Raw genomic sequence first — 23,913 nt, 5'->3', positions numbered from 1 at the left:
GAGCGTCCGGCGGCCGTCGGCGCCCACCGGCGCGGGGCGGGGCGGGCACCGGGCGGTCGGGCCCGGCACCCGGCGGACGGCCCCGCGCGCCCGTACTTCACGCCGGCGCTCAGGAGGTGAGGTTCCCCGCCACCTCCACGGCCTCCTCCAGGGTGTCCACGACGGGGACGCCGGCGGCCAGCAGGCTGCGGCGGCTGTGCGAGCCGCCCGTGTACAGCACGGCCCGGGCACCGGCCGCGGCGGCGGCGACCGCGTCGTCGGTGGCGTCCCCGATGACCACGGTGCGGGTGGGGTCCACGCCCTCCAGTGCCATGAGGTGGCGCACCATCTGCTCGGCCTTGCCCTCGCGCGGCCCGCCACCCGGGTGGCCGTCCACCCTGGTGAAGTGGTGGTGGATGTCCAGACGCACCAGCCAGTCGGACAGGTGGTCGTGACCGGCGAGCGAGCAGACGGACTGGGTGCCACCGGCTCCGCCCCACGCGGCGAGGAGATCGACCGCCCCCTCGGTGAGGGCGGTGCGCTCGATCCGCGCGAAGTAGTGGCGGTGGAAGGCGCCGTCCATCACCACCCATTCGTCGTCGGTGGGCAGCCGTCCGAGCAGGCGCTCGTAGAACTTCGGGATGGGGACACAGAACAGGTCGCGGTACCGGTCGAGGGTCAGGACGGGCAGTCCCAGCTCACCGAAGGCGGCGTTGGTGGCCTCCAGCACGACGTGGATGTCGTGCAGCAGCGTGCCGTTCCAGTCCCAGACCAGGTGCGGGGAGTCCGATGGGGCCGGTGCGGGGGTCGGTGTCCGACCCGGCCCGGTGGGCGGGTCGGAGAGACCGGGCACCGAGGGCGGCGGCGCCGCCGGCGGGCCCGACGACGGGGGCGGACCGGACGGGATGGGCGGGGGAATCGGGGCCCCGGACCGGAGCGGGGGTTGGTGGGGTCGGCTGTCCTGACGCATGACACCGACGGTACGCGCGATCACCGACAGCCGGCCGGCGGTTTCCCCGCCGAGCGGGAGATGGTTCCCCTCCGTCTCGACGCCACACCCAGCGTTCGGACGATATGTCGACCAGACGTTCGAGTCGTTTTCCCGGTGCGGAACCGCGCCCGGGGACGGATCCGGGGACCCGGCGGACCTCAGGAGTCGAGGTCGGGGATCTCCTGCACGGCGTACCACAGCAGTTCGTGGTCGGTGGCGCCCTCGACGACGAACCGGGCATCGGGGTCCCCCTTCTCGGCGGCCGGGAGGGCGTCGGCGGCGGCCACCAGATCGGTCTCCGCGTCGGCCGAGTCCACGTGCGCCGACACCCAACGGGCCACCGGGACCGCCTCGGCGAGCGTCACCTCGCCCAACGCCTCGACGAGCAGGGCCCGGTCGGGGTCGACCCGCACCCACTCGTCGGGCACGTCGACGGCGAGCACCACCCGGCGCGGCGGCGCGCCCCGGTCGGCGGCGACCAACCGCAGCGAGGCGAGGGCTGCCCGGCCGAGGGCGGTGTACTCCAACTCCTCCTCGTCGCCGGAGAGATACCACTCGCGCAGGCCGGGGGTGACGGCCCGGGCCGTCAGGGGGGCGGGCCCGACCTCCCCCGCCCGATACGCCTCGGCGAGCCCGGGAAGGGTGAGCGGGAGATAGACGCGCATGGGGCTCAGGATAGAGCAGCGCGGGCCGGGATCGGTGGGGCGAACGGACCCCGACGCGCGGGAGGTGTCGCCGGGGCCCCGCCGGGGTCCGGCCCCTCCCCGACGGGCGACCCCCGCTCGGAGCAACGTGCTTGGTCGACGCGTGTGACCGTGGTTACACTCCGCCATGTTACCGACTGGTAGCCCCTGCTCGTGGGGTCTTCGCACGGGCCGGGGCCGACGATCCGGCCGACCCCGCGAGGGCCCCGGATGGGAGTGGCGTCATGACGACGGACACAGCTGACACGACCACAGCTGACACGACACACGGGACACCGACCACGGATACGACGGGCGCCACGACGACCACGGGCACGACCCGGCGGGCGGGCTCCGGCGTCACCGGTGCCGCCACCGGGCCCGCCCCGGGGCACCCGGCAACGCCGACCGGCGCGACCGGCGCACCGGTCGGCGGACCCCTCCGGTACCGCACCCCGGGGCCGCGCCGTCCGCACCACCCGGACCGCCCCACCGGTGAACCCGGGGCGGCACCGACGACCGCGCACCGCCGGTCGACCACCCGCACCACCCCCCGAACCCCCCGGCCACACGGATGTCCCCCGCCGGGGGCCACCCGCTCCGACCTCACCGCCCACCCGATCGCCTCCCGTCCGCGCCCCGCCCGTCGCGCGATCGTTCCCACCGGCCCCACACCCCCCACGGGTCCCGCCGGACCCGCCCTCCGGCTCGGCCGGCTCACCCGGGCCGACACCGCGGGAGAACCCCTCGGCCGGCCCGACCCCGTCAACCCGCACCACTGGTTCGCCCGGACGCTCCTCCTCGTCCTGGGCGGCCGGCTCCCGCTCCACACCCTGGTCGGGCACACCGACGCCGACACCTACGAGCACCTGATCCCCCGGACCCCGCTCGCCCCGCTGCGCCCCACCGGCACCCACCCGACCGCCCCGCCCACCCTGCTCGGGGTCGGCTCCTGCCGTCCCCGACCCGATGTGCTGGAGGCGTTCGCCCGGGTGGCCGTCCCGGATGATCGGGTCCACGCCCTCGCCTTCCGGCTCGGGCGGGGGCCCCGGAGCTGGCGCTGCGAGGCCGTGGACCTGGGCCCCCTCGACCCCCTCGCCGCCCCCACCCGGTCCGCCCCCACCGGTCACGGACCCGCGCGCCGGTCCCGCCCCCGGTGCCCCCGCTGATCGAAAGGCTCCGGAAACGACGGTGCCGGTCCGTCCCCCCGGGGGGACGGACCGGCACCCTCACACCTCGTCCGGGGTCCGCGGACCCCGGCCCGGGCTCACTTCCGGCGGCGGCGACCGCTCGCCTTCTGCGCCTTGCGGCGCTCGGCCCGGCTCATCCCGTCACCGGGCGGGGAGGCACCGGCCGCGGCGTCGAAGTCGCCCTCGACCACCCCGCCCTCGCCGTCCACACTCGGGGCCGAGAAGTGCAGTCGCTCCGCCCGCTGCGGGGCCTCCAGGCCCTTGGCCCGGATGGCCGGCCGGGCCGGGGCCGCCGCCGGAGCCGGGGCGTCGGACTCCTTGGTGAGCTGCGGCGCGCCGGTCGGCGCCTCCACCGGCACCTCCTCGACCCGGCGCTCCACCTGGACCTCCAGGTTGAACAGGTAACCGACCGACTCCTCCTTGATGGCGTCCATCATGGCGGTGAACATGTCGAAGCCCTCGCGCTGGAACTCCACCACCGGGTCGCGCTGGGCCATCGCCCGCAGGCCGATGCCCTCCTGGAGGTAGTCCATCTCGTAGAGGTGCTCGCGCCACTTGCGGTCCAGCACCGAGAGCACCACGCGACGCTCCAGCTCCCGCATGACCTCGGCGCCGAGCTGCTCCTCGCGGGCGTCGTACTGCTCGTTGACGTCGCGCTTGACCTCCTCGGCGATGAACTCGGGGGTCAGGCCCTCGCGTTCGCCGACCGCCTCGATCAACTCGTCGATCGTCACCGACACCGGATAGAGCTGCTTGAAGGCGCCCCACAGCCGGTCCAGGTCCCACTCCTCGGCGAAGCCCTCGACCGTCTCCGCCCGGACGTACGCCTCGATGGTGTCCTCCATGAAGAAGCGCACCTGCTCGTGCAGGTCGGCGCCCTCCAGCACCCGGCGGCGCTCGGCGTAGATCACCTCGCGCTGCCGGTTGAGGACCTCGTCGTACTTCAGGACGTTCTTGCGGATCTCGAAGTTCTGCTGCTCGACCTGGCCCTGGGCCGAGGCGATGGCCCGGGTCACCATCTTGTTCTCGATCGGCACGTCGTCCGGCACGTTGGCCATCGACATGACGCGCTCGACCATCTGCGCCTTGAACAGTCGCATCAGGTCGTCGCCCAGCGACAGGTAGAAGCGGGACTCGCCCGGGTCGCCCTGACGTCCGGAACGACCGCGCAGCTGGTTGTCGATGCGCCGCGACTCGTGGCGCTCGGTACCCAGCACGTAGAGGCCGCCGAGCTCCTTGACCTCCTCGAACTCCTGGCTGACCGACTGCTCGGCACGCTCCAGGGCGGCGGGCAGCGCCGCCGCCCACTCCTCGGAGTGCTCCACCGGGTCCAGGCCCTTGGCGCGCAGCTCGTCCTCGGCCATCTCCTCGGGGTTGCCGCCGAGCTTGATGTCGGTACCGCGACCGGCCATGTTGGTGGCCACGGTCACCGCGCCCCGCCGGCCGGCGGCGGCGACGATCTGCGCCTCCCGCTCGTGGTTCTTCGCGTTGAGCACCTCGTGGCGCACCCCGCGCTTGGCCAACTGCTGGGAGAGGTACTCGGACTTCTCCACGGAGGTGGTACCGACCAGCACCGGCTGGCCGCTCTCGTGCTTCTCGACGATGTCCTCGACCACCGCGTTGAACTTGGCGACCTCGGTCCGGTAGATGAGGTCGGCCTGGTCGACACGGGCCGGGACCCGGTGGGTGGGGATGGGCACCACGCCGAGCTTGTAGATCTGGTGGAACTCCGCCGCCTCGGTCATCGCCGTACCGGTCATGCCGGAGAGCTTGTCGTAGAGGCGGAAATAGTTCTGAAGGGTGATCTTGGCGAGGGTCTGGTTCTCGTCCTTGATCTTCACCCCTTCCTTCGCCTCGATCGCCTGGTGCATGCCCTCGTTGTAGCGACGCCCGGCGAGGATGCGACCGGTGTGCTCGTCGACGATCACGACCTCGCCGTCGACGACGACGTAGTCCTTGTCCCGCTTGTACAGCTCCTTCGCCTTGATGGCGTTGTTCAGGTAGCCGACCAGGGGGGTGTTCACCGACTCGTAGAGGTTGTCGATGCCCAGCCAGTCCTCGACCTTGGCGACGCCGGCGTCGTGGATGGCGACGGTGCGCTTCTTCTCGTCGACGTCGTAGTCGGCGGTCTCCGCCTGCTGACGGGTCGGGACGGCGGCCTCGCCGCGCTCCAGTCGGGTGACCAGCTTCGCGAAGTCCGCGTACCACTTGGTCGCCTGGTCGGCCGGGCCGGAGATGATCAGCGGGGTGCGGGCCTCGTCGACGAGGATGGAGTCCACCTCGTCGACCACCGCGAAGTTGTGGCCGCGCTGCACCAGCTCCTCCTTCGACCACGCCATGTTGTCGCGCAGGTAGTCGAAGCCGAACTCGTTGTTGGTGCCGTAGGTGATGTCGCAGGCGTACTGCTCGCGCCGCTTGGCCGGCGGCATACCACCGGTGATGCACCCCACGGACAGGCCCAGGAAGCGGTGGACGCGGCCCATCCACTCCGAGTCGCGCTGCGCCAGGTAGTCGTTGACCGTGATGAGGTGGACGCCCTTGCCGGAGAGCCCGTTGAGGTAGGTCGGCAGGGTGCCGACGAGGGTCTTGCCCTCACCGGTCTTCATCTCCGCCACGTACCCCAGGTGAAGGGCGGCGCCACCCATGATCTGCACGTCGTAGTGACGCTGCCCCAGCACCCGCTTGGCCGCCTCACGCACGGTGGCGAATGCCTCGGGCAGCAGGTCGTCCAGGGTCTCCCCCGCCTCCAGGCGTTCCCGGTATTCATCGGTCAGGGCGCGCAGCTCGGCGTCCGACAGGTCCAGGAAGTCCTCTTCAATCGAATTCACCTGTTTGGCGATGCGGTGCAGCTTGCGCAGGATCTTCCCTTCGCCTGCACGCATGAGTTTGCTGAAGACGGACACGAGGGTTGGTCTCCTTGCCGGTCGGGCCTGACACGTCACGGTCGGGTGCGTGGGCGCGGCGTTCCATTCAGGCGGCCCCGCCGCACCGGCCATCGTATGCGAGGGCGGGACGAGGTGTCAGTGCCGTGACGCCCGCCGTGACGGGACGATCACAACGGACGCTCCGGAGGCGACCGGTGGGCACTGTCGGTGACTGTCGGCGGTCGGCCCTACGATCCGGTCATGTCCCGCATCCCGCCCGGGGTACCCGCCCCCCGCCCGCACTCCGAGACCGCCACCGGACCCGACGCCCGGAACGACGCCGGGCCCGGCCCGACCACGCCGCCGGCCGGCGGGCGAGCCGAACCGGACGGCACTCCCGACGGCCCCCGGCCCGACGCCGTCCCGACCGGGGCCCGCCGGGCGGGGCGCGGCAGCGCGCCGGAGGCGGAGCTGTCGGCGGACGACGCCCGCCGCCTCGCGCTGCGTGCCCAGGGCCTGCTCGGCGCGCCCGACCACCGTGCGGGCGTGCACGGCATGTTGCGCGATCTGGGCGCGGTGCAGCTGGACACCATCTCGGTGCTGGCCCGCTCCCACGAACTGGTCCCCTACGCCCGGTTGGGCGCCGTCGGCCGCCCAACCGTGGAGGCCGCCTACTGGACGCCGGGCCACTCCTTCGAGTACTGGTCGCACGCGGCCTGCATCCTCCCGATCGAGGACTGGCCGCTGTTCGCCTTCCGCCGTCGGGCCCGTCGCGGCCGCGGTTACCGCTGGCATCAGCTGGAGGACTCCGCCTCCGCCCTCGCGACGGTCCGGGAACGTCTCGCCGCCGAGGGGCCGTTGACCGCCACCGAGTTGGGCGGTGCCAAGCGCGGCGGGCCGTGGTGGGACTGGTCGCAGACGAAGATCGCCGTGGAGTGGCTGCTGGACGTCGGCGAGGTGGTCTGCCGCGAGCGGCGCGGCTGGAAGCGGGTCTACGAGCTCGCCGAGCGGGCCGTTCCCGGCGAGCTGTTCCACGACGATCTGGACGACGACGCCTGTGTGCGGGAGCTGGTGGGCCGCGCGGGGCGGGCGCTGGGGGTGGCGACCGTCGCCGACCTGGCCGATCAGCACCGCCTGGGCATCGCCTCCGTCACCGGGGCGCTGCCCGACACCGATCTGGTGCCGGTGGCGGTGGAGGGCTGGCGCGAACCGGCGTGGGCGGACCCGGTCGCGCTGCGGGAGACCCCGCGCGGCCGGCACCGCACCACCCTGCTCTCCCCCTTCGACTCCCTGATCTGGGACCGCCGCCGCACCGAACGGATCTTCGGCATGGCGCACCGGCTCGAGGCCTACACCCCGAAGGAGAAGCGGGTGCACGGTTACTTCGCGATGCCGGTGCTCGCCGGCGGACGGCTGGTCGCCCGGGTGGATCCCGCGCGCGAGCGCGGCGGGGTGCTGGTCGCCCGGCGGGTCGGCTTCGAGGGCACCCCCGCCGTCGCGCGACGGTCGGCTCCGGCGGTGGCGACCGCGCTGCGCGAGGCCGCGAGCTGGGTGGGGGCCGAGCGGATCCGGGTGGAGCGGGTGGTCCCGGCCGCCGCGGCTCCGGCGCTGGTGGAGGCGCTCGGGGCGCACGCGATCGGGGAGCCGACCGACCTCCCCTCGGGCGGGGTCCGCTGAGCGGGCACCACCCCGGGGGTCACGGCGGCGTGGCCCCCGGGGTGGGACAGGACCCCCGCGGGACGAGGCCGGCGCGAAGCCGCGGCTGCTTGTGGCCCGCGGGTTCCCCGGGACGCCACCGAACCGGGGTGACCCGGGACCGGCACCGTGAGCACGACCCCGGGATCGGACCGGCACGGACCCCGCCCACGGCCCGGGACGAACACGGGCCCGGGGCGAACACGGGCCGGCGCGGAACCGGATAGGCGCGGGACGGCCGTGGGGCCCGGCGGTGGGGTGCCGGGCCGGAACGGGGAAACGGTGGCGGGCCGGCGCGTCAGCCACCCTCGAGATCGAGGATCTTCTCCCGCACCGCGTAGACCACGGCCTCCATCCGGGAGTGCAGTTGCAGCTTCTCCAGGATGTTCCGGACGTGGTTCTTGACGGTGTTCTCGCTGATGTAGAGATCCCGGGCGATCTCCCGGTTGTTCTTCCCGGTGGCGACGAGCTTGAGGACCTCGAGCTCGCGGGAGGTCAGTCGGGGCGCCGGCACCAGTCGCTGCTCCTCCCCGGTGCGCTGGACCATCGCCTTGAACTCGGTGAGCAGTTTCACCGCCATCGAGGGGCTGATCTGGGACTGCCCGTCGGCGACCGCCCGGATCGCGGCGGTGACCTCGTCGGTGGAGATCTCCTTCAGCAGGTAACCGGTGGCGCCCGCCTTGATCGCCTCGTAGAGGTCGGCCTCCTCGTCACTGATCGTCAGCATGATGATCCGGGCACTGGGGGCCACCTCCTTGATGGAGGTGCAGGCCTCGATCCCGCCCCGGCGGGGCATCCGCACGTCCATCAGCACGATGTCCGGCAGCAGGTCGGCGGCCTTCTCCACGGCCTCCGCCCCATCCCCCGCCTCGCCCACCACCAGGATGTCCGGCTCGTGGGCGAGCACGATCTCCAGGCCCCGACGAAAGAGTTCGTGATCGTCGACGACCAGGACCCGGATCGGCTCCGCGCGGGAATCCCCTGACGCCGAACCGCCGGCCCCGGGGCCGAAGCCGTTCACCATGATCCCTCTTTTCCCCCGTGAGCCGGCTCGTCCCCGGTCGGTCACCACGGGAGGCCGATCGGGCACGGGCCATGATTCCACGGCCCGTGCCCGGGTCACCGCCCCTCGGTTCCCGGAGGTCGCCCCGGGCCGAAGAGCGACCGAAGAGCGACCGGCGAACGACCGAAGAACACCGATGACCGGGGGAACAGTCGGAACCGGGAAACGAGCGGAGGTCCGCCGGACCGGGCGGCCCCGGACCCGGCACCCCACCCACCCATGGGTGTGCCCGCGTCCGGGAAGGGGTTGTCGGGGATCGACCGACTCACCGGCCGGTCCCCGACAACCTCCGCCGGGGGCCGGCCCCATGGGGTGCCCGGGACCGATCGGGCGCCCGCCCCGTTCAGATGCCCAGCGAGTCCCCGGCCTCCGGCGGGGCGGAGTCCGCCAGCGGGTCGCTCTTCAGTCGGATCACCCCGTAGTCGTAGGCGTGGCGGCGGTAGACGACGCTGGGTTCCTTGGTCTCGGCGTCCACGAACAGGTAGAAGTCGTGGCCGACCAGCTCCATCTCGTACAGCGCCTGGTCCAGGGCCATCGGGGCGGCGGTGTGGGTCTTCTCCCGCACCACCAGCGGCCCGTCACCCTCCACCTCCAGCGGTCCCACCCGTCGGACGCGCGACTCCTCGCTCTCCTCCGCGGAGCTCGTGACCAGCTCGCCGTCGCCGTTGAGGGTGGCGGCTCCGATGACCGTCTCGGGCACGGCGCTCGCGGGGATGCGGTCGCGACCGCGCCGGGAGGTGCGCTTGTCGTGCCGCCTGCGCAGCCGGGTCTCGAGCTTCTCCACCGCGAGGTCCAGGGCGCCGTACGGGTCGGAGGCGGAGGCTTCCGCCCTGATCACCGGCCCCCGGTGCCGCAACGTGATCTCCACCCGGTCGGAGCGGTCCGCCTGCCGGGGGTTGGGCTCCTTGGAGACTTCCACGTCGAGGCTGAGGATCTTCGTGTCGATCCTCTGGATTTTGTCGATCTTGAGCTTTTCGGCCACGTGCTTCCGGAAGCGCTCCGGCACCTCCGTCTTGCGGCCCTTGACGACAATGTCCACGCAGAACTCCGTTCCCGGGCGGCCCGCTCCCGGCGGTCGCCGCCCTTGGTACACCGACTCCGAGGGGTCCGGGGGATCTTCCGGCGCTCCCCTCGGGTTACATCGGGGTGCGGCTGCCACCTCCTCGATCCGGATCCCTCCGAGCGCCTCCGGGTACCCACCCGGAGGACTTCTCCCCGGTGGCGGGGGCGGAGGGCCCCGTGGGGGACGGGAGGGGAACCCCACGTCCCGGGGATCCGCCCGCGCACCGGTACGTCACTCCATACCCGGGGTCGAAGCGGCAAACCCGCACCATGCCCTCAACCCCTCTTCGGAGTGTCCACCGCGTCCGGTCCCGGGGGTGGCGCCTCCCCGTTCCCGCAGCTCCGGCGCCCGATTCCGCGGGACCGTCGGTGGAAGGTTCTGTTCCTCGAAAATACCTCCGATGCCGGGGGTACGGCACCCGCTGAACGGCCCGTGAGAGGCCCGATCGGCCCCGTGCGGCGGGCGGGACCGCCGGGACCGGGCCACCGGACACCGGACACCGCCACGGTGACCCGGCGCCGGTGTTCACGGGACCATCCCCGGCTCCCCCGCCGGCCGCTCCCGTCCGGGGACCGGTGTACCGGGCCGGCCGCCGCTCGGCGGGCCGGCGACCACCGCGGCCACCAGCGCGTCCCCCACCTCCCCGGGCGACCGTCCCCCCGGGACCCAGCCGGCCTCGCGCAGCGCGCGGGCGGCCTCCGCGAGTGTCGCCCCGGTGGTGATCAGGTCGTCCACGAGCACCACCGGTCCCCGTCCGGCCGCCGCGGAGGCGGGCGGACGGCCGGCGACCAGCGCGCCGGTCAGGTTCTCCCACCGCTCGGCCGACCCCAGCCCGACCTGGTCGGCCACCGCCCGATCCCGCCCCAGGCAGGGCACCACTCGCGCGCCCCGTCCCGAGCGGCGCAGACAGGCCGCCGCCGCACGGGCGATCCGCAGTACCGGGTCGTGGCCGCGCCGCGCCACCGCCGCCCGCTCGGAGGGCACGGGCACCAGCCACAGCAGCTCCCCCGGCCGGGGCCGGGCCCAATCCGGCGCGGCCGACACCGCCGCCGACACCGCCCCCGCCAGGGCCACGCCCAGCGGGCCGGCCAACGGGAGCCGCCCGCGCTCCTTGTGCGCGAGCAGCACCGCGCGGGTCTGGTCGGCGTACACCGCGGCGGCGAGGACCGGGGGCAGCCCCGGTGGCTCGGGACGCGGCCGGATCCGGTGCGGCCCCTCCCGGGTCAGCAACCCCCGACAGGAACCGCAGAGCAGGGCGCCCCGCCCGGCGCACCCCGCGCAGGCGGCGGGCAGCATCAGGGAGACCAATTCCTCGGGCCATCGCGGCCCCGGTACGAGCACCCCACCACTGTGGCGGACCAGGGGTGACCCGGGCCACCCCTGTGGAAAAACGCCGTGCCGATCCGAGCGGTTTCGGCCTTCCGGCGAACCGGGTCGGGACCGACGCCTCCGCGCCCGGCGCGCCCCGGGCGCGCGCCCGGGGCGGGAAGCCGCCGGTCAGCCCGGATAGACCGGCCCGGTGCCGTCCGCCATGACCACCTTCCACTGCGCGTCCTGCTGTTGGAGCCGGGCCACACCGTCCGCCGACTCCGCCAGCAACGGCCGGTCCTCGCGCTCCGAGGCCGCCACCCCGGTGACGTCGCTCAGGCCGGGTACCGGCGCCGTCGGCGCCGTGGAGCCGTCCACGCCCACATACTGGATCTGGTCCACGCCGCCCTCCGGCCGGCCCGCGACCACCAGTCGTCCGGCCCCGGCCCACGAGACGGCCACCACGTTCTGCAGGTGCGGCGCGATCGGCCGCAGGCCGTCCACCACCACCGCGGTGCCGTCGTCGCCCGCACCGTTCCCGACGGCGTCCCCGGGGTCGGCCGCCTCCTCCGCCGTGCCGGCGGACCGCTCGATCCGCCCCAGGTACAGGGCGGTGCGGTCGCGCTGCGAGATCAGCATCGCGACCCGGGTGCCGTCGGAGGAGACCCGCAGCGCCTCCAGGCGCTGTCCGGACCGCAGGCCGCGGACCTCGACCTCCTCCGGGGCCGCGCCGCCGCGCGGGAGCCGGTACAGCGCGCCGGTACCGCCGGAGACCGCCTCGGCGTCGCGGTCGGCGAACCACAGGTCGCCCAGTCCGTCCCAGCTCGGGGTGGTGAGACCACCGGTGGGCGCGGCGAGCGGCGTGTCGACCCCCTCGGGGTCCTCAGCCCCCTCCGAGCCGGCTGGGCCCTCGGCGCCGTCCCCGGCGGCCGGGTCGTCCTCCCCGGCGCCCTCCTCCGAGGGGGCGGTCGGCGGGGCGGCGCCGTTCCCGGCGGAGACGTACAGCGGTTCGTCGGGGAGGTCGGCGTTGCCGGTCAGCTCGGTCACCCACAGAGTGGCCCCGTCCGCCGACACGGCCGCCGCCACCTCCTCGTCCCTCCGCACCGCCACCGCACGCGGCTCCACGCCCTCACGGCCCAGCGGGCCGGCCACCGGACGCGGCTGCCCCTCGTCCTCGATGGCGACCAGCCGTCGTTCCTCGTCCAGCAGGTACTGCCGCTCCTGGGAACCGATCAGCAGCCCCGGCGCCCTGGTCTGGGCCTCCAGCGCCGTCAGCGAGCACAGATCCCGCCCCGCCCGGGACGCCAGCCGGACCTCGGTGACCTCGGCCGCGCCCACCCCCCGCACGGTGTGCAGGGTCTGCGCGGCCATCCGCTCGCACCGGGTGCGCCCCAGATCGGCGGGGAGCCCGCCGAGCCGCAGCGTCAGCACGCCCGACTCGTCCGGCGCCGGCCGGCTGTCGCCCACCAGGCGCGCGTCCTCGGGGAAGTGGGTGGTCACCACCGGCTCCAGCCACGGGCTGGGCCCGTCGATCAGCGCGGCGACCGCCTCGCCCACCGGGTCCACCCGGCTGCGCACCTGGATCGGGTCGGCCACCAGCACCCCCGAGGCTCCGGGCACCAGGCTCGCCTCCGGGCCGGCGTCCGCGTAGTAGTAGCGGTTGACCCCTCGGTGGATACGGCGGAAGTCGGACTCCCCCAGCACCAGACCGTCGGGGAGCCGGTCGATCCGCCACTCGTCGTCCACCTGCCGCAGCGACAGCCGCTCGCGGTAGACGCCCTCCTCCGGCTCGTACACGTGCCCCGCGTCCACCACCGCCAACCGGGTGCCGGAGATCTCGAACGCGAAGCCGCTGCCGTCGATCGCCGGGTCCGCCGGCCGGCCGGCCAACAGCGGGCCGTCCGCGAGCACCGTGGTGGACGCCATCGGGTCCCAGTCCTCGGCCGCCTCCGGGGTCAGGTACTCGCGGGCGGTCGCGAAGTCCGCCTCGTCGCTGGTGATCGCCTCCAGGAAGCCGCGCGCGATGTCCTGCGGCAGCGCGCCGGGCTGCGGGCTGACGCCGAAGACCCGAACCTGGCTGTCGGCGTCCGCCCGCCGATCGGACTCCACCCGCTGCACGGGCCCGGAGCCCGGCATCGAGGCACAGCCGCCCACCAGCAGGCCGCAGGCGACGAGCGCGCCGCCCAGCCGGCGCAGCCGGGCGGCGCGCGGCGCCCGGAGGACCCCGCCGTTCGTCACGCGTCCCGTCGTTCCACCGTGCGGAATCGGTCCCTCACCACCCACGGCCGGCCTCCTCCCGGCTGTCGGCGCCCCGCTCCGGTCCGTGCCCGGAGCCGTGTCCGGCCTCCCGCGCGGAGAGGGCCGTGGCGCCCGAGCCGGCGGCGGCACCGGCCGCGCCGGGGGCTCCGCCGGGCCCGGCGTCCGCCGGCTCGAGCTCGATCGGCGATCCGCCCAGCGGACCGTCCGCCGTGCGCGGCAGGGTCAGCCGGAACTGCGCCCCGCGCCCCGGCGCACCCCAGGCCTCCAGCCGGCCGCCGTGCAGCCGGGTGTCCTCCAACGCGATCGACAACCCCAGGCCGGTGCCGCCGGTGGTCCGCGCCCGCGCCGGATCGGCCCGCCAGAACCGGTTGAACACCCGCTCCGCCTCGCCGGGCCCCAGCCCGATGCCGTGGTCGCGCACCGCCACCGCCACCGCCCCGTCCTCGCCGGGGGCGACGGCCAACCGCACCACCACGTCGCGTCCCTCACCGTGTTCGATGGCGTTGACCACCAGGTTGCGCAGCACCCGTTCCACCCGCCTCGGGTCCACCTCCGCCACCACGGGCCGTTCGTCGCCGCGCACCACCAGTCGGGTGCCCTTGCGCCCGGCCAGCGGTTCGGCCGCCTCCAGGACCCGCCGCACCGAGTCCCGCAGGTCGGTCGGTTCGGCCTCCAGGGCCGCCGCGCCCGCGTCGAAGCGGCTGATCTCCAGCAGTTCCGCGAGCATGGCCTCGAACCGGTCCAGCTGGTCGATGAGGAGTTCCGCCGAACGGGCGGTCATCGGGTCGAAGTCGCTCTTGGACTCGTGGATGACGTCGGCCGCCATCCGCACCGTCGTCAACGGCGTGCGCAGCTCGTGCGAAACGTCCGAGACGAACCGTCGCTGCATCCGCGACAGCTCCTCGAGCTGGTGGATCTTGGCCTGGAGGCTGCGGGCCATCTTGTTGAACGACTCGCCGAGCCGGGCGATGTCGTCCTCGCCGCTGACCTTCATCCGTTCCTGCAACCGGCCCGCCGCCAGGCGCTCGGCGATCCGCGCCGCCATCCGCACCGGCGTCACCGCCTGCCGGACCACCAGCCACGCGATGGCGCCCAGCAGCGCCACCAGGAACACCCCGGCGGTGGTGATGGTGCCCTTGACCAGCGCCAACGACTTCTCCTCCTGCGTGAAGGGGAAGAGGTAGTACAGCTGGTAGGGGTTGCCGTGGTTGTCGGTCAGCCGGCGGCCGACGATCAGCGCCGTCTGGGTGGACCCGTCCGGGCGCACGATCGTGCCGTACCGGCGATGGGTGCCGGCGTTGCCGTCCAGCGCGTCCCGCATGTCCTGCGGCACGCTCTCCTCGGGTCTGATGTCCGCCGAGGAGCGCGGGCCGCGCGGCGCGCCGCCGGCCGTCTCCCCGCCGAACGGCTGGCCGGATAGCTGCGAGGGCAGCGCCACCACCGAGTACACGCCCTGCCCGCCGCTGGCCAGCTGCTCGACCATCCCGGTCAGCCACACGCCCGGGTCGGTGGCCCGACCCGGGGTGCCGTCACCGGGGTCCGTGCCGGTGACGGCCCGATCCGCCCGGTCCGCGGCCACCGCGAACCCGCCGTCGGCCTGGCTGATCGCCGTCTGCCGCTTGGCTTCCAGCAGGCCGTTGCGGACCTGGCCGATGACGACCACGCCCAGCACCAGCACCACGGCCAGCGACAGCAGCAGGGTCGAGACCACCACGCGCAGCTGGATGTTGCGCCGCCACAGCCGGAGCACCGGCAGCAACGGCCCACGGGCCCACCGTCCGAAGATCCGGATGGCGGGCTGCGCCCTGCTGCCGGTCGCCCCCTCGGGCAGTAGCAGGGCCGTGCGACGGGACCACTCGGTCACCTCAGCCGGACCCGGCCTTGTAGCCGACGCCCCGGACCGTCACGACGATCTCCGGGCGCTCGGGATCCTTCTCGATCTTCGAGCGCAGCCGCTGGACGTGCACGTTGACCAGGCGGGTGTCGGCGGCGTGCCGGTACCCCCACACCTGCTCGAGCAGCACCTCGCGGGTGAACACCTGCCACGGCTTGCGGGCCAGCGCCACCAGCAGGTCGAACTCCAGCGGGGTCAGCGAGATGGCCTTGCCGCCGCGCTTGACGGAGTGCCCGGCGACGTCGATCGCCAGATCACCGATGGCCAACTGCTCCGGCGCGGGTTCCTCCGATCGCCGCAGTCGGGCCCGGATCCGCGCCACCAGTTCCTTGGGCTTGAACGGTTTGACGATGTAGTCGTCGGCCCCGGACTCCAGGCCGACCACCACATCCACCGTGTCGCTCTTGGCGGTGAGCATCACGATCGGCACCCCGGACTCACCCCGGATCAGGCGGCACACCTCGATGCCGTCCCGACCCGGCAGCATCAGGTCCAGCAGCACCAGATCGGGCTTGATCTCCCGAAACGCCGCCAGGGCCTTGTCTCCGTCCGCCACGAACGACGGCTCGAAGCCCTCGCCGCGCAGGACGATGCCGAGCATCTCCGCCAGAGCGGTGTCGTCATCGACGACGAGAACGCGTCCCTTCATGGCTTCATCATCCCATTGGCCGGATCGTGACTGTCGACATCCTGTTTCCTCCCGACCCGCGAGGGGTCCTGATCCTGGTTCGCGCCGTTTCGTCCGGCGCTGTTTTTCCCGGTGTTCCCGGTGTTCCCGGTGTCCGCCGGGCCGCCGGTATCCGGCACCGACCCGGACGCCGCCTCCGACAACAGCGTCGCCCACCGCTCCCGGTCCGACGACCGCACCGCGCCGCGCTCGGTCACCACCGCCGTCACCAGTTCCCCGGGTGTCACATCGAACGCCGGGTTGTACGCCCCGGCGCCCTCCGGCGCCATCCGCACCCCCGGTCGCGCCGTCGTCACCTCGTCCCCCTCCCGTTCCTCGATCACGATCCCCGCCCCCGAGGGCGTGGCCGGATCGACCGTGCTCACCGGGGCGACCACCAGAAACGGCACCCCGTGATGCCGTGCCAGCACCGCCAGCGGGTACGTGCCCACCTTGTTGGCCACCGCCCCGTCCGCCGCGATCCGGTCGGCCCCCACCACCACCGCGTCCACCCGACCGGCCGCGAACAACGACCCGGCGGCGGCGTCCGCCAGCACCGCGTACGGCATCCCCTCCCGTCCGGCCTCCCAGGCGGTCAGCCGCGCACCCTGCCACAGCGGACGGGTCTCGTCCACCCACAGCCGTTCCAGCAGACCCGCGCGGTGCGCGGCGCGCACCACCGCCAGCGCGGTGCCCCCGCCGCCGGAGACCAGTGTCCCGGTGTTGCAGTGCGTCAGCAGCCGCCAACCGGCTCGTCCCTCCCCCGGCTCCGGCAACAGCTCCCGCAGCAACCGCAGGCCCTCCCCGGCCATCGCCTCAGAGGCCAGAGCGTCCTCCCGGTGCAGTTCCCGGGCTGCCGCCAGTGCGGCCCCCGCCCCGGCCCGGGGACCCGATCCGACCGCGGCCCGGTGGGCGTCCAGCGCCCGCGCCACCCCGAAGCCGAGGTTCACCGCCGTCGGCCGCGCCCCCGCCAATCGCCCGGCAGCCGCCTCCACGTCCTCACCGCGGGCCGCCGCCAGCGCCACCCCGTAGGCCCCCGCCAACCCCAGCACCGGGGCGCCGCGCACCGCCAGCGACCGGATCGCCGCCACCAGCGCGGGTACGTCCCGGCACACCAGCTCCCGCTCCTCCGCCGGCAGCCGGGTCTGGTCCAGCAGCACCACCGCCGGACCGTCGAGCCCGCCGTCGGATCCCGCGTAGACCCCGTCGGCCCGCTCCCCGGAGGTGTCGAACCACCGCAGCGCCGGAGAGAAACCATCCACCGGTCCCCCGCCGTCGGGCAGGCCCCCGCTTCCCGTCATCCGCTCCGTCATCCGCACAGTCTGCCGGGCGGAAACGGAACAGAGGGACACCGGGACCGGTATCCGCCGCACCGACGGCAGGGGGTACATGGCACGATGGGCGCCAGGATGCGGTGAAGGAGCGATGATGAGCGACCGTTGGACCTCCCCGGGATCATCCGGATCGGGGGACGATCCGCACGACCCGGAGGCGGGCCGGGGGCCGAACCTCGACAAGAATTCCGCACCACCCACCGGCGGGGGGACACCGCCCACCGGCTGGAGCGCCCACCCGCCCGCCGGCGGGCCCGGCGGCCCGGGTTGGGGCGCCGGTCCCGGCGCGCCCGGCGGCCCCGGTTGGGGCGGCCACTCGTGGGCACCCAAGCCCGGCGTGATCCCGCTGCGCCCGCTCGGCGTCGGCGAGATCCTCGACGGCGCCGTCTCCACCGCCCGCGCCCACTGGCGCACCGTCCTCGGCATCTCCCTGGCCGTGGCGGTCTTCATCCAGCTGATCTCGCTGTTCGCGCTGCGTTCCTGGTTCGGCGACGGCTCCGCCATCGGCGCGCTGGAGGGGAACACCGACCCCACCGAGGAAGAGCTGGTCGACGCCTTCGCCGACATCTTCGCCCTCGGCTCGGTGACCGGCATCGCCACCCTCGTCGGGTCCGTCATCGCCACCGCCATGCTGACCGTGGTCATCGCCCGGGCCGTCCTGGGCCGGGAGATCTCCATCGCCGAGGCGTGGGCGGAGTCCCGGGGCCGGCTGCTGCGCCTCTTCGGCCTGATCGTCCTCACCGGTCTGATCGGCGTCCTGGCGATGGCGGTGCCGCCCCTGCTGGCCGCGGTGCCGGGTTTCCTCCTCGGCGGAGCCGGCGTCGTCCTGATCCCTCTCGGTCTCTTCGCCGGAGTGGTCCTCGCCGTGTGGCTGTGGATCCGGTTCTCCCTCGCCGCCCCCGCCCTGATGCTCGAGCGGCAGGGGGTGTTCGCCTCCCTGGGCCGCTCGTGGAAGCTGGTGGGCGGTTCCTGGTGGCGGATCTTCGGCATCCAACTGCTCATCCTGGTGCTGGTGCTCGTCGTCTCCGGGATCATCGAGTTCCCGCTGACCTTCCTCGCCGAGTTCATCTCCAACGGCGGCACCAATCTGTTCGTCGGCGCCGAGATGACCTGGACCTACCTGCTGATCACCGGTGCGGGCGCGGTGATCTCCTCCACCATCACCCTGCCGATCAGCGCCGGCGTCACCGCGCTCCTGTACATGGACCAGCGGATGCGCCGCGAGGCCCTGGACCTGGAGTTGGCCCGGGCCGCCGGCTTCGACACCCCGAACGACCCCGGGGCCGACGGCCCCGGGCAGCCGGGGTACTGAGCGGATGACGGGGGCGTTCGGCGCGCTCGCCCACCCGCTCACGGCCGTCGTCGGGCGGGCGCTGCCGCGCTCGGCCGACGAGCCGCCCGTCGGCATCGACCGCGACCCCGCCCGCGAGGCAGCCGAACGGGAGCTCTCGAAGGAGATCTACACCCGCCACGAACCCGGCCCCGTCCGCCGGGCCTTCGACTGGATGTGGGAGACCGTCTCCGACCTGATCACCGGGGTCACCGTGGTCACCCCCGGTGGCTGGTTCGGTCTGCTGCTCATCGTCCTGATCGTGCTCGCCCTGCTCATCGCGCTGCGGCTGCGCCTGGGATCGGTCCGGACAGCCGGCGGCGCCGGGGGACCCGAGGTGCTGGGAGCGGCGGCCCGCACCGCCGCCGAGCACCGGGCCGAGGCCGACCGACACGCCGGGGCCGGCCACTGGGACCTCGCCGTGCGCGAACGCGTCCGCGCCCTGGTCCGCTCCCTGGAGGAGCGCGCCCTGCTCGACCCCCGTCCCGGCCGTACCGCCGACGAGGCCGCCCGGGAGGCAGCCGTCCCCATGCCCGCCTTCGCCGACCGGCTGCGCGCCGCCGCCCGCACCTTCGACGACGTCACCTACGGCGGCCGGGGCGCCGACGCCGCCGACCACCACCGGGTGGACGAACTCGACCGCGAGCTGCGCGCCGCCCGCCCCGCCGTACCCTCCCGGCCCGTCGGTGAAGTCCCGACCGGCGCTTCCCCGAGCGGTGGGGCCGCCCGGTGAGCATGTCCACCGGTGGCGCCCCCGTCACCTCCGTCTCCCCCGACGGCCGCAGACTGTGGCACGCCGCCCGGGGGCCGCTGCTGGCCGCCGCCGTCATCCTGTTGACCGCCGCCCTGGTCGCCCTCCTCACCACCGGTGAGAGCGGCTACCTCAATCCCCGTTCCGCCACCCCGCAGGGCGCCCACGCGGTCGTCGAGCTCCTCGCCGAACGCGGCGTGGAGACCACCGAGGTCTCCGGTCCCGAGGAGGCGGCCGAGGCCGCCGGCCCCGACACCACCCTCCTGGTCGTCGTACCCGATCTGCTGAGCGCCGACAGCGCCCGTCTGCTGCACAACGCCCGCGGGTCCGGCGCTCCCGGCCGCACCGTGCTGCTGGCCCCCACCTCTCCGGCGGTGCTGGACCTCTTCGCGCCCGGCGTCACCCCCGCCGAGCCCGTGGAGGTGGGGACCGGTGCCCCCGAGTGCCGCACCGACGGCCCCCACCGTGCCGGCCCCGCCGAACTCGGCGGGATGCGCTGGGACCCCGGGGCCGACGCCGAGCGTCCCGGCGGCGCCCGCACCGAGGTCTGTCACCTGCGCGAGGGCCTGCCCACGCTGCTCTTCCTCACCCCGCCGGACGCCTCCGACGGCAGCGACACCGTGCTCCTCGGCACCCCCCACCCGCTGCTGAACGAGAACCTCGCCGAGGAGGGCAACGCCGCCCTCGCCCTGAACCTGCTGGGCGCGCACCCCGAGCTGGTCTGGTACGTGCCCGTCCCCGAGGACCTGCCCGGGGGCGGCGACGAGTCCTTCGTCGCCCTCCTCGATCCCGCCTGGCGCTGGGCCGCCCTCCAGTTGGGCATCGCCACCCTGCTCGCCGCCCTGTGGCGGGGACGCCGACTGGGACCGGTCGTCGCCGAGCGGCTGCCCGCCGTGGTGCGGGCCGCCGAGACCACCGAGGGCCGCGCCCGTCTCTACCACCGGGCCGGGGCACGCGACCGCGCCGCCGACGCCTTGCGCGGTGCCACCCGCCGACGGCTGGCACCGCGCGTGGGACTCACCCGGGGGGACGCCCGGGACGCCGGCGCCCTCGCCGGGGCCGTCGCCGCCCGCACCGGCGAACCGGTCGCCGCGCTGCACGCCCTGCTGCACGGCCCCCGGGTCCCCGCCGACGACCGGGAGCTGGTGCGCCTGGCCGATGAGCTGGACGCGCTGGAACGCCGGGTGGCCGACCCCGTCGGCGACTCCCCCGCCGATAGCCCCCGGGAGACCGGCACGGCAGCCGCCCACCGAACCGACCCGACGCCGAACACGAAGGACGAGACCCCGTGAGCGACCCGACCACGTCCAGCCCCCTCGCCTCCCTGGAGGCCCTGCGCGGCGAGATCGGCAAGGCCGTCGTCGGCCAGGACTCGGCCGTCACCGGCCTGGTGGTGGCCCTGCTGTGCCGGGGTCACGTCCTGCTCGAGGGCGTTCCCGGCGTCGCCAAGACACTGCTGGTCCGGGCCCTCGCCGGCTCCCTGGAACTGGACACCAAGCGGGTGCAGTTCACCCCCGACCTGATGCCCGGTGACATCACCGGCTCCCTCGTCTACGACGCCCGCAGCGCCGAGTTCTCCTTCCAGGAGGGCCCGGTCTTCACCAATCTGCTGCTCGCCGACGAGATCAACCGCACCCCGCCCAAGACCCAGGCGTCGTTGCTGGAGGCGATGGAGGAGCGGCAGGTCTCCGTGGACGGCCTCCCCCGCCCGCTGCCCGAGCCGTTCATGGTCGCCGCCACCCAGAACCCGATCGAGTACGAGGGCACCTACCCGCTGCCCGAGGCCCAGCTCGACCGCTTCCTCCTCAAGTTGAACCTCTCGTTGCCCTCCCGCGAGCAGGAGATCGATGTCCTCACCCGGCACGCGAACGGCTTCGACCCCCGGGACCTGACCGCCGCCGGCCTCCGCGCCGTCGCGGGCCCCGCCCAACTGGCCGCCGCCCGCGAGGAGGTCCGCAAGGTCACCGTCGCCGCGGAGGTCGCCGGTTACATCGTGGACCTGTGCCGGGCCACCCGCGAGTCGCCCTCGCTCGCCCTGGGCGTCTCCCCCCGTGGCGCGACGGCCCTGCTGAGCGCCTCCCGTGCCTGGGCCTGGCTCTCCGGGCGCGACTACCTCACCCCCGACGACGTCAAGGCCCTCGCCCTGCCGGCGCTGCGCCACCGCGTGCGGCTGCGGCCCGAGGCCGAGATGGAGGGCGTGACGGCCGACTCGGTGATCACCGGTCTGCTCTCCCACGTCCCCGTGCCCCGCTGAGCGGGCGGTTCGAGTCATGGCCCTCACCGGACGGACCGTCCTCATCGCCGCGCTCGGCGCGCTCGTCGTGGCCGCCCTGCCCGGGTGGCACGGCGTCCTCCTCGTGGCGGTGCCGCTGCTGCTCGCCGTCCTCCTCGACCTCGCCCTCGCCGCACCGGTGCGCGGGCTGCGTCTGGAGCGCGACGGCGCGGAGTCGGTGCGCGCCGGTGAGGAGGCCCGGGTCCGGCTGACGGTGACCAACCCCTCGCGCCGCGCGCTGCGCGGCGAACTGCGGGACGCCTGGACCCCGGGCGCCTTCTCCGACCCCGACGAGGCGTACCGCGCCACCCGGCACCGTCTCACGGTGCCCGCCGGGGAACGCCGCCGGATGGAAACGGTGCTGCGACCCTCCCGCCGGGGCGAACGGCGGCCGGACCGGGTGACCGTGCGCTCCCGGGGGCCGCTCGGACTCGCCGCCCGCCAGGGCGCCCACCGGGTGCCGTGGGCGTTGCGGGTGCTGCCACCCTTCACCAGCCGCAGGCACCTGCCGGCCAAGCTGGCACGACTGCGCGAGTTGGACGGCCGGACCAGCGTGCTCGTCCGCGGTGAGGGCACCGAGTTCGACAGCCTGCGCGAGTACGTGCCCGGTGACGAGGTCCGCTCGATCGACTGGCGGGCCACCGCCCGGCGGGGAAGCGTCGCCGTCCGTACCTGGCGGCCCGAGCGCGACCGACACCTGCTGCTGGTCCTGGACACCGGTCGGACCTCGGCCGGCCGGGTCGGCGACATCCCGCGGCTGGACGTGTCCATGGACGCCGCCCTGCTGCTGACCGCCCTGGCCAGCCGGGCCGGGGACCGGGTGGACCTGATCGCCCGGGACCGGCACACCCGGATCTCCGTGCGCGGACGCTCGGGGCGCGAGGTGCTGCCCGCGATGGTGCGGTCGATGGTGGACCTGGAGCCCGCCCTGGTGGAGACCGACGCCCCCGGCCTGGCGGCGGCGGCCCGCACCGCCGCCCCGCACCGTTCGCTGATCGTCCTGTTCACCGCGCTGGATCCCGGTCCGGCCGACACCGGCCTGCTGCCGATCCTGCCGGAGCTGCTGCGCCGGCACTCGGTGATGATCGCCTCCGTCTCCGATCCGAGGGTCGCGGAGATGGCCCGTACCCGGGGCACCGTGTCCGGCGTGTACGAGGCGGCGGCCGCCGCCCGGCACCAGGAGGAGCGCGAGGAGATCATCGCCCGCGTCCGCCGCATGGGGGCGACCGTGGTCGAGGGCTCGCCGGAGGGTCTGGCGCCGGCCGTCGCGGACGCCTACCTGGCGTTGAAGGCCGCCGGCCGCCTCTGAGGAGCCCGTGGCCTCCCCGTCCGTCCCTTGTGGTCCGGGCAGAGCCCGCCCGTGCCCCCGTGCCCCCGTGCCCCCGTGCCCCCGTGCCCCCGTGCCCCCGAAAAGCCGTGGCGATGCGGAGCGGCCCGGGGAAGGCTTCACGCCATGACGAACAGCGACGGTGACGGCGGGCCCCGTCCCGATACCGGCACCGACACGACCACCGGCACGGGAATCCGCGCCGGAACCGGGGCGGACCCCGCGGGTGAGGGAGTCTCCACCTTTCCTCCTCGACGGTTCGGGTGGTCCGACATGTTCCTCCCCCGGGAGGAGGATCCCCGCACCGACGGCGGTTTCCGCGGCGAACGGGACGTGATCATCGGTTACCTGGAAGACCAACGTCGGACGTTGATGATGAAGTGCGCCGACCTGACCCCCGAGCAGTTGAGCCGCCGGGCCGTGGAGCCCTCCAACCTCTCGCTGTTGGGCCTGGTGCGGCACATGGCGGACGTGGAACGGGGCTGGTTCCGCCGGGTGATGGCCGGTGAGGACGCGCCGCCGCTCTGGCGTCGGCGTCCGGACCGGGAGGACCCCGACGGGGACTTCAACGGGGCCGCGGCCGATCCCGCGGTGGTGGCCGAGGCGTGGGAGCGATGGGAGGAGGAGGTCGCGTTCGCGCGGCGCCTGGTGGCCGGCGCACCGGATCTCGGCGTCATCGGCACGGGGAGGGGGAAGTCCGTGGAACTGCGGGAGGTCCTGGTCCACATGATCGAGGAGTACGCCCGGCACAACGGCCACGCCGACCTCCTGCGGGAGCGTATCGACGGCAGGGTCGGCCAGTAGTCTCTCCTCCGGTTCGGTTCCGCACGGGAACACCCCGGGAACACCCCGGGAACACAAAAAAGAAGAGGGCTTCTTCCCCCGGCTGATACCGGGAAAAGAAACCCTCTTCCTTCAATGATTGTTCGGCGGCGACCTACTCTCCCACACGGTCCCCCATGCAGTACCATCGGCGCGGAAAGGCTTAGCTTCCGGGTTCGGAATGTAACCGGGCGTTTCCCCTTCGCCATGACCACCGAAACACTATGAAACACACATCAACCGAACCCACCAGCCCCTCTACAGACCGGTGACCGGGTTGTGGTTTCAGAACCAACACAGTGGACGCGAGCACCTGAGGACAAGCCCTCGGCTTATTAGTACCGGTCAACTCCACCCCTCACAGGGCTTCCATCTCCGGCCTATCAACCCCGTCGTCTACAGGGAGCCTTACCCCATCAAG

Annotated in this window: 18 protein-coding genes and 2 rRNA genes; 8 read left to right on the top strand and 12 right to left on the bottom strand. The window is 74.1% G+C overall.

Going from position 1 to position 23,913, the window contains the following annotated elements; genetic code table 11:
* Positions 1-109 precede the first annotated feature (109 nt).
* Together LZF96_RS20115 and LZF96_RS20110 are read right to left on the bottom strand one after the other, a co-directional pair.
* Positions 110-754, bottom strand: a complete 645-nt coding sequence (locus LZF96_RS20115) for an HAD family hydrolase (protein WP_233874741.1) — start codon at positions 752-754, stop codon at positions 110-112.
* 374 nt (positions 755-1,128) lie between these two features.
* Positions 1,129-1,635, bottom strand: coding sequence for a hypothetical protein (locus tag LZF96_RS20110; RefSeq protein WP_233874650.1), 507 nt, complete (start codon positions 1,633-1,635; stop codon positions 1,129-1,131).
* A gap of 263 nt (positions 1,636-1,898) precedes the next feature.
* On the opposite strand from LZF96_RS20110, the gene LZF96_RS26705 reads away from it, so the two are divergent.
* Positions 1,899-2,822: an Rv3235 family protein gene (locus LZF96_RS26705; RefSeq protein WP_267941142.1), complete on the top strand. Its 924-nt coding sequence runs from the start codon at positions 1,899-1,901 to the stop codon at positions 2,820-2,822.
* Between the two features lie 98 nt (positions 2,823-2,920).
* On the opposite strand, the gene secA is transcribed toward LZF96_RS26705, so the two are convergent.
* Positions 2,921-5,746 (bottom strand): preprotein translocase subunit SecA, encoded by a 2,826-nt coding sequence (gene secA, locus LZF96_RS20095; RefSeq protein ID WP_233874647.1) that lies wholly within the window; start codon positions 5,744-5,746, stop codon positions 2,921-2,923.
* Positions 5,747-5,968: 222 nt separating this feature from the next.
* On the opposite strand from secA, the gene LZF96_RS20090 reads away from it, so the two are divergent.
* Entirely contained in the window at positions 5,969-7,384 is a 1,416-nt protein-coding gene (locus tag LZF96_RS20090; protein ID WP_233874644.1) for a winged helix-turn-helix domain-containing protein, read from the top strand.
* Positions 7,385-7,700: 316 nt separating this feature from the next.
* Here LZF96_RS20090 and LZF96_RS20085 read toward each other — a convergent pair whose 3' ends face one another.
* From LZF96_RS20085 to mtnA, 7 genes are all read right to left on the bottom strand, one after another.
* Entirely contained in the window at positions 7,701-8,426 is a 726-nt protein-coding gene (locus tag LZF96_RS20085; RefSeq protein ID WP_233874641.1) for a response regulator transcription factor, read from the bottom strand.
* Positions 8,427-8,808: 382 nt separating this feature from the next.
* A complete protein-coding gene (gene hpf, locus LZF96_RS20080; protein ID WP_374203282.1) occupies positions 8,809-9,504 on the bottom strand; it encodes a ribosome hibernation-promoting factor, HPF/YfiA family in 696 nt (231 codons plus the stop codon).
* A 549-nt stretch (positions 9,505-10,053) separates the two neighbouring features.
* Positions 10,054-10,869 carry a ComF family protein gene (locus LZF96_RS20075; RefSeq protein WP_233874635.1) on the bottom strand — a complete coding sequence of 272 codons (816 nt, stop codon included), beginning with the start codon at positions 10,867-10,869 and terminating at the stop codon, positions 10,054-10,056.
* A 156-nt stretch (positions 10,870-11,025) separates the two neighbouring features.
* Complete coding sequence (locus LZF96_RS27140; protein ID WP_233874632.1) at positions 11,026-13,074, bottom strand: LpqB family beta-propeller domain-containing protein; 2,049 nt, start codon at positions 13,072-13,074, stop codon at positions 11,026-11,028.
* Positions 13,075-13,108: 34 nt separating this feature from the next.
* Positions 13,109-14,959 carry an MtrAB system histidine kinase MtrB gene (mtrB, locus tag LZF96_RS20065; protein WP_374203281.1) on the bottom strand — a complete coding sequence of 617 codons (1,851 nt, stop codon included), beginning with the start codon at positions 14,957-14,959 and terminating at the stop codon, positions 13,109-13,111.
* Position 14,960: 1 nt separating this feature from the next.
* Positions 14,961-15,638, bottom strand: coding sequence for a two-component system response regulator MtrA (gene mtrA, locus LZF96_RS20060; protein WP_233874630.1), 678 nt, complete (start codon positions 15,636-15,638; stop codon positions 14,961-14,963).
* Positions 15,635-16,957, bottom strand: a complete 1,323-nt coding sequence (gene mtnA, locus LZF96_RS20055; RefSeq protein ID WP_374203284.1) for an S-methyl-5-thioribose-1-phosphate isomerase — start codon at positions 16,955-16,957, stop codon at positions 15,635-15,637. The genes mtrA and mtnA overlap by 4 nt, the downstream gene beginning before the upstream one ends.
* 127 nt (positions 16,958-17,084) lie before the next feature.
* Between mtnA and LZF96_RS20050 the strand changes: the two genes are divergently transcribed.
* From LZF96_RS20050 to LZF96_RS20025, 6 genes are all read left to right on the top strand, one after another.
* Complete coding sequence (locus LZF96_RS20050) at positions 17,085-18,302, top strand: glycerophosphoryl diester phosphodiesterase membrane domain-containing protein (RefSeq protein WP_233874616.1); 1,218 nt, start codon at positions 17,085-17,087, stop codon at positions 18,300-18,302.
* Positions 18,303-18,306: 4 nt separating this feature from the next.
* On the top strand, positions 18,307-19,053 hold the full coding sequence (locus LZF96_RS20045) for a DUF4129 domain-containing protein (RefSeq protein WP_233874613.1): 747 nt from the start codon (positions 18,307-18,309) through the stop codon (positions 19,051-19,053).
* 2 nt (positions 19,054-19,055) lie between these two features.
* A complete protein-coding gene (locus tag LZF96_RS20040; protein WP_233874731.1) occupies positions 19,056-20,363 on the top strand; it encodes a DUF4350 domain-containing protein in 1,308 nt (435 codons plus the stop codon).
* On the top strand, positions 20,360-21,325 hold the full coding sequence (locus LZF96_RS20035; protein ID WP_233874610.1) for a MoxR family ATPase: 966 nt from the start codon (positions 20,360-20,362) through the stop codon (positions 21,323-21,325). Before LZF96_RS20040 ends, LZF96_RS20035 begins: the two co-directional genes overlap by 4 nt.
* A 16-nt stretch (positions 21,326-21,341) precedes the next feature.
* The gene (locus LZF96_RS20030) at positions 21,342-22,652 is read left to right on the top strand and encodes a DUF58 domain-containing protein (RefSeq protein WP_233874608.1); all 1,311 of its coding nucleotides are present in this window, start codon (positions 21,342-21,344) and stop codon (positions 22,650-22,652) included.
* 291 nt (positions 22,653-22,943) lie between these two features.
* Positions 22,944-23,474: a DinB family protein gene (locus LZF96_RS20025; RefSeq protein ID WP_233874728.1), complete on the top strand. Its 531-nt coding sequence runs from the start codon at positions 22,944-22,946 to the stop codon at positions 23,472-23,474.
* Positions 23,475-23,594: 120 nt separating this feature from the next.
* Here LZF96_RS20025 and rrf read toward each other — a convergent pair.
* Positions 23,595-23,711: ribosomal RNA gene (rrf, locus tag LZF96_RS20020) — 5S ribosomal RNA — on the bottom strand.
* A 96-nt stretch (positions 23,712-23,807) separates the two neighbouring features.
* A 23S ribosomal RNA gene (locus LZF96_RS20015) occupies positions 23,808-23,913 on the bottom strand; the annotation flags it as partial.

The organism is Streptomyces sp. ST2-7A, assembly GCF_021390475.1.
Lineage (GTDB): Bacteria > Actinomycetota > Actinomycetes > Streptomycetales > Streptomycetaceae > Streptomyces.
This window is presented reverse-complemented; position numbering and strand designations above follow the sequence as displayed.

Coding starts and splice junctions, on each gene's coding strand:
- LZF96_RS20110 (WP_233874650.1), bottom strand. CDS start 1,635: ATGCGCGTCTATCTCCCGCTCACCCTTCCCGGGCTCGCCGAGGCGTAT.
- LZF96_RS26705 (WP_267941142.1), top strand. CDS start 1,899: ATGACGACGGACACAGCTGACACGACCACAGCTGACACGACACACGGG.
- LZF96_RS20090 (WP_233874644.1), top strand. CDS start 5,969: ATGTCCCGCATCCCGCCCGGGGTACCCGCCCCCCGCCCGCACTCCGAG.
- LZF96_RS20085 (WP_233874641.1), bottom strand. CDS start 8,426: ATGGTGAACGGCTTCGGCCCCGGGGCCGGCGGTTCGGCGTCAGGGGAT.
- mtrA (WP_233874630.1), bottom strand. CDS start 15,638: ATGAAGGGACGCGTTCTCGTCGTCGATGACGACACCGCTCTGGCGGAG.
- mtnA (WP_374203284.1), bottom strand. CDS start 16,957: ATGACGGGAAGCGGGGGCCTGCCCGACGGCGGGGGACCGGTGGATGGT.
- LZF96_RS20050 (WP_233874616.1), top strand. CDS start 17,085: ATGAGCGACCGTTGGACCTCCCCGGGATCATCCGGATCGGGGGACGAT.
- LZF96_RS20045 (WP_233874613.1), top strand. CDS start 18,307: ATGACGGGGGCGTTCGGCGCGCTCGCCCACCCGCTCACGGCCGTCGTC.
- LZF96_RS20040 (WP_233874731.1), top strand. CDS start 19,056: ATGTCCACCGGTGGCGCCCCCGTCACCTCCGTCTCCCCCGACGGCCGC.
- LZF96_RS20030 (WP_233874608.1), top strand. CDS start 21,342: ATGGCCCTCACCGGACGGACCGTCCTCATCGCCGCGCTCGGCGCGCTC.
- LZF96_RS20025 (WP_233874728.1), top strand. CDS start 22,944: ATGTTCCTCCCCCGGGAGGAGGATCCCCGCACCGACGGCGGTTTCCGC.